Origin of the sequence: Luteibacter yeojuensis, assembly GCF_000964085.1 — a bacterium.
In the GTDB taxonomy this organism is placed as follows: domain Bacteria; phylum Pseudomonadota; class Gammaproteobacteria; order Xanthomonadales; family Rhodanobacteraceae; genus Luteibacter; species Luteibacter yeojuensis_A.
This window is the reverse complement of the sequence record NZ_JZRB01000075.1, coordinates 1-5,241: the sequence shown is the minus strand read 5'-3', so window position 1 is coordinate 5,241 and position 5,241 is coordinate 1. Positions and strand designations below refer to the sequence as shown.

Annotated in this window: 4 protein-coding genes and 1 pseudogene; 1 reads left to right on the top strand and 4 read right to left on the bottom strand. The window is 68.5% G+C overall.

The window, feature by feature from the left end; all coding sequences use genetic code 11:
* Positions 1–140: 140 nt before the first annotated feature.
* From VI08_RS19770 to lgt, 4 genes are read right to left on the bottom strand one after another with little or no spacing between them, the layout of a single operon-like run.
* Positions 141–1,184, bottom strand: coding sequence for an efflux RND transporter periplasmic adaptor subunit (locus VI08_RS19770; protein ID WP_045831360.1), 1,044 nt, complete (start codon positions 1,182–1,184; stop codon positions 141–143).
* A complete protein-coding gene (locus VI08_RS19765; RefSeq protein WP_045831359.1) occupies positions 1,184–2,515 on the bottom strand; it encodes a TolC family protein in 1,332 nt (443 codons plus the stop codon). The genes VI08_RS19770 and VI08_RS19765 overlap by 1 nt, the downstream gene beginning before the upstream one ends.
* 54 nt (positions 2,516–2,569) lie before the next feature.
* Entirely contained in the window at positions 2,570–3,364 is a 795-nt protein-coding gene (locus VI08_RS19760; RefSeq protein ID WP_045831358.1) for a thymidylate synthase, read from the bottom strand.
* A gap of 15 nt (positions 3,365–3,379) precedes the next feature.
* Complete coding sequence (gene lgt / locus VI08_RS19755; RefSeq protein WP_045831357.1) at positions 3,380–4,207, bottom strand: prolipoprotein diacylglyceryl transferase; 828 nt, start codon at positions 4,205–4,207, stop codon at positions 3,380–3,382.
* Between the two features lie 150 nt (positions 4,208–4,357).
* Here lgt and VI08_RS19750 point away from each other — a divergent pair.
* A pseudogene (locus VI08_RS19750) lies at positions 4,358–5,241 on the top strand (alpha/beta hydrolase family protein); the annotation flags it as partial.

Below are 5,241 nucleotides of genomic sequence, written 5' to 3'. Positions count from 1 at the left end.
GTCGACCACGATGCGCGGGAACGAGACTTGCGGGAACAAACCCACCGGCAGGCCGAACGTCACCGCCGCACCCATCAGGGCAAGCATCGCGGCCACCAGAAGCATCGACGAGCCATGCCGTGCCATGAAGCGCGCGGCCACTACTTGCCGCCTTCGCTCGTGGCCAGCACCATGCCTTCCGCCAGTTGCGGCGCACCGGCCACTACCAGCGGCGCGGCCGGGTCGATATCGCCGCTTACGGCAACGTGGTCACCCTGCCGCGCGAGTACATCCACCTGCACCCGGTGGGCCTTGCCGTTGCGGACCTGGAAGACCCATCGCCCGCCACGGTCTTCCACCAGGGCGTCGCTGGGCACGACCCAACCCGTGGCCGTCGCCACGGTAATCTCCGCGCGCCACGCGCTCCCAGCCATCGGTGCGCGCTCCGCCGTGATACGCACAGGCACCAGGCGCGTTTGGCTGTCGATACCGTCGCCGATGGCGACGACCTTGCCGGCCATACCGTCGCCACCATCGACGGGCGACAGGATCACGGGCATGCCCGGTGCCACGCTGCGCGCGCGCCGTGGTTCGACACCCGCGACGACATCGTGCTGCGCTGACGGCGTGATCGATAGCAGTGTCGTGCCCGCCGGCACGACCTGGCCCGGTGATACCGCAATGCTCGCGACGCTGCCATCGACCGGTGAGCGTAGCGTGGCACGCCCTCGCGCATCCACGGCAGGTAGCGCGGCCAGCGCCACGCGCGCGTCTTCCACGGCCTTCGTGGCCTGCGCCACCTGCTCGTCGGTGACCAGCGCGTCGCGCTTCAGGCGCGTAGCCCGCGCCAGCGATTCGGTCGCGGTGCGTAGCGACGTCGTCGCCTGCACGACCGCGAGCCGAGCGGACCCGGATAGCGACACGGTGCCAAGAGGCTGGCTGGCGTGCACATGCTCGCCGGCGCCAATGGCGAGTGACGCAAGCGATGCCTCTGCAGGCACGCTGACCGCCTGTTGGTAAGCGGTGCCGGCACTGGCCTGCCCCCATGCCACGACCTTGCGCGGCAGCGAACCACGCACGGGCGTGGCGACGACCACCGCGGCAGACGCGAGTTCGTGGGGCGCCTCGGCGTTATCGGGCGGCGACTGGCAGGCCACGAGCGCGCCCGTGGCAAAGAGGAGCAGCGTGCGAGGAAGGACGCCCATCACGGCGCGCTCCCGTTGATGTCGATGGCAGGCATGCCGATTCCCAGGAGTGTTTCGAGTCCGATGCGTTGTTCGCGGATGGCGAGTTCGGTTCGCAAACGAGCGATTTGCCGTGACCGGGTCGCGACGACCATGTCGGTGTAAGCGGTGCGGTCGAGGTCACCGCGGGCGAACGCACGCGCCGCACCGTCGGCGTTCGGCGCAGGGGCCAAGGTGTCGTCGTCCATGCGCGCAAGCTGGCCTTCCGCGACCCGGTTCGCGGCGACGAGTGCCAGCGCCTCGTCACGCGCGTCGGCGATGCGCTGGCTGTACTCGTCGTGCAGCCGCTGCCGGGTCGCACCGGCAGCGCTCGCCTGCGCTGTGCCGTGGTCGAACACAGGAAGATCGAGCGTGACTTCCGGGCCACCGTTCGTGACGCGGCTGTTGTCGCGGGAACCCGCATAGCCCACGGACAAGGCGGGAAACTGCGTGAGGATGGCCGCGCGGAACCGCGCATCCCCGGCGTCGTAACCCATGGCGAGTGCGACGAGATCCGGCCGGTGGGCAGGCAGCGTATCGATGGCCTTGCGAGCCGCGCCCTCGTCGAGAGGCACGACCCCCGGCAGCGGCGCGAGGGCCAACGGCGCGTCGTACGATAGCCCCATCAGCCCGTGCAGGTCGCGGCGCTGCGTGGCCAGGGTGCGCTCGGTCTCTGCCGTGGCCTGCGCGGCTTCGCTGGCAGCCTGCGCGACTGTCGATAGCGCGGCGCTGTCCATGTCGCCGCGTTGGCGAGCCGCCGACAGAGCAACCGCCTGCCCACGAAGCGCCCCGCCCATCGCCTCCTGCGCGGCCAGCAGTTGTTCGTTGAGCGCGATGTCGGCGACGAGCAGCCGCGCTCTCGCGACCGCCTGCCAGGCCTCCCATGCCAGGCTCGCATCCACTTCGCGGACGGTGGCGTTCGCCTCGTCACGCCGCGCGCGCAGCGTGATCCATCCATTCAACGGCTGCGAAAGCGCGGCCGTCCACGCCGTGGCATCGCCAGCGCCCGACAGCAGGTAGCCGAGGCCGCCACTGAACGTGGGGTTGGGTGGCAGCGCGCTGGCGTCAGCTTGCGCGCGGGCCTCGGCGCGGCGCGCGCCAGCCAGCCGCAGCGAGGGGTTGTTCGTGAGGACCAGCCGCGTGACGTCGTCGACACCCAGCGCCGCGCCCTGCGCTGGCGCCTGGCGCAGCTCGTCAACCGACGCCGCGTAGTGTGCCTCGGTATCCAGCGGCAGCCGCGTGTACCGCGCGCACGCCGCAAGGCCAAGTGACAGGAGGCCGGCGACAACCGGCCGGGCAAGGACATCGAACATGCCGCCAAGCTACCCATGCTGGCTTAGCGGAATCTTTGGCGGCGTGCCCCGGGATCAGACCGCCACGGGTGCCTTGATGGCCGGATGCGGATCGTAATCCACGATGGAGACATCCTCGAAACGGAAGTCGAAGATGCTCTCCACGCCTGGGTTCAGTACCAGCTTCGGCAGCGGACGCGGCTCGCGCGCCAGCTGCTTTTGCGCCTGTTCGATATGGTTCGAATAAAGATGCGCATCGCCCAGCGTGTGGACGAAATCGCCCACTTCCAGCCCGGTCACCTGGGCGATCATGTGCGTGAGCAGCGCGTAGCTGGCGATGTTGAACGGTATGCCCAGGAAGATATCGCCCGAGCGCTGGTACAGCTGGCAGCTGAGTTTGCCGTTGGCCACGTAGAACTGGAACATGGTGTGGCAGGGCATCAGCGCCATCTTCGGCAGCTCGCCCACGTTCCATGCGGAAACGATGAGGCGGCGCGAATCGGGGTTGCGCTTGATCTCGTCCACCACCCACGCGATCTGGTCGACCACCTTGCCATCGGCCGTGGGCCACGCGCGCCACTGGCGGCCATACACCGGGCCGAGGTCGCCGTTGGCATCGGCCCATTCATCCCAGATGCTGACGCCGTTTTCCTTCAGGTAGGCGATGTTGGTGTCGCCCTGCAGGAACCAGATGAGCTCGTGGACGATGGAGCGCAGGTGCAGCTTCTTCGTGGTGACGAGGGGGAAGCCCCTGGCCAGGTCGTAGCGCATCTGCCACCCGAACACGCTGCGCGTGCCGGTGCCGGTGCGGTCGGCCTTTTCGGCACCGTGGTCGAGGACGTGGCGGAGCAGTTCGAGATAGGGCTGCATGGGGGTCGGACGATATCAGGTGGCGGTCGCGGGGGGGGCCGCGACCGGTGCGTACGGCGCACGGCGCGACAGCAGGAGCCAGAAGATGCCAAGGGCGATAAGCGGCAGCGACAGCAACTGGCCCATGGTGAGCCAGCCGAACGCCAGGTAGCCCAGCTGCACGTCGGGCACGCGGACGAATTCGATGATGAAGCGGAACACGCCGTACATCAGCGCGAACAGGCCCGACACGGCGTAGCGGGGCCGCGGCTTCATCGAGAACACCCACAGCACGATGAACATCACCACGCCCTCGAGGGCGAATTCATACAGCGGGTTCGGGTGGCGCGGCAGCGCGTCGGGCGCATGCGGGAACACCATGCCGATGGGCAGGTCGGTGGGCTTGCCCCACAGTTCGCCGTTGATGAAGTTGCCGAGGCGGCCAAGGCCAAGGCCCAGGGGCACCAGCGGGGCGACGAAATCCATGGTGTCGAAGAACTTGACGCCATTGCGCCGCGACCACCACATGCCGGCCACCAGCACGCCGAGCAGGCCACCGTGGAACGACATGCCGCCATCCCATACGCGGAAGAGGGCCAGCGGATCGGTCCATATCCAGTTGATGGCCGTATAGAACAGCATGTAGCCCACGCGGCCGCCGAGGACCACGCCCATCATGGCGTAGAACATTAAGTCGCTGAAGCGATCGGCGTTGACCGGCAGGCGGCCCTGGCGGCGGCGGTACTCGCCGAGCGCCCAGCCGCCAAGGAAGCCACCCAGGTACATCAGGCCGTACCAGTGCACCTGCACGGGGCCGAGGTGGAAGGCGACGGGGTCGAACTGGACGACGAACGGGGTGGCCATAGGAGACACGCAAGGGGGCGATCCCCCAGTGTAGCGCCCCGGCTTGCCGCATGCTGCCTTGTGGGGCAGGCCCGCAATCGGCTATAGAGCAAGCCGGATCGCCGTCGGGGGACGGCGGGTATGGACGCTTTACCAGGGGAGATTCACCACATGACGTACCGCCTCGCCCGGCCGTTGCTGGCCGCGCTGTGCCTTGCAGCCGGTGGCGCCAGTGCCGCCGACCTGCTTCCCACGTCGGATTTCGCGCGCCGCGCACCCATCACCGACCCGGCCCTTTCACCCGACGGCCTGCATGTCTCCGTGGCTTACCACGACCCGGACGGCAAGACCCACGGCCTGGCCATCTTCGCCGTCACCGACATGCACACGCCGATCACCCTGATCCGCATGCCGCCGTACGAGTTGCCGGCCAGCTCGGCCTGGACAAGCAACACGCGCCTGGTGGTGGCCCGTGGCAAAGTCGATGGCTCCATCGGCAGCGCCTACGCCACGGGCGAGGTCATGGCGGTCGACATCGACGGCAAGAACCCCGACTACCTCTACGGCCCGGAAGCCTATGGCCGCCGCTCGGCCACGCGTGCCACCGACCAGGGCTGGGGCGAGATCGAAGGGCGCCCGCCGCAGTCGAACGGGCACTTCTACATGCGCACCACGGGGTGGGGCGACCTCAACCGCAGCACCCTCTACGACGTGGATGCGAAGTCGAGCAGCCGCCGCCAGATGACCGACATCGGCATCGGCGGCATGAGCTTCATGATCGACCCCGCCGGCGTGCCCCGCTTCAGTTACGGCACGAATGACAAGCAGGAATGGGTGGTGTTCCGCCGCGATGCCAACGGTGGCTGGGCCAAGGTCGCCGCCGACCGCGAGCACCAGTGGTTCCACCCCGTGGCACAGGTGGCGGGCAGCACCCGCATGTACGCACGCTACAGCCCGGGTGGCATCGGCGGTGAATTCGTCGAGCAGGACGAAGATGGCGGCAACCGCCGCGTCATCGCCAAGGACGATTTCAGCGACGTCACCAGCGGCGGCCT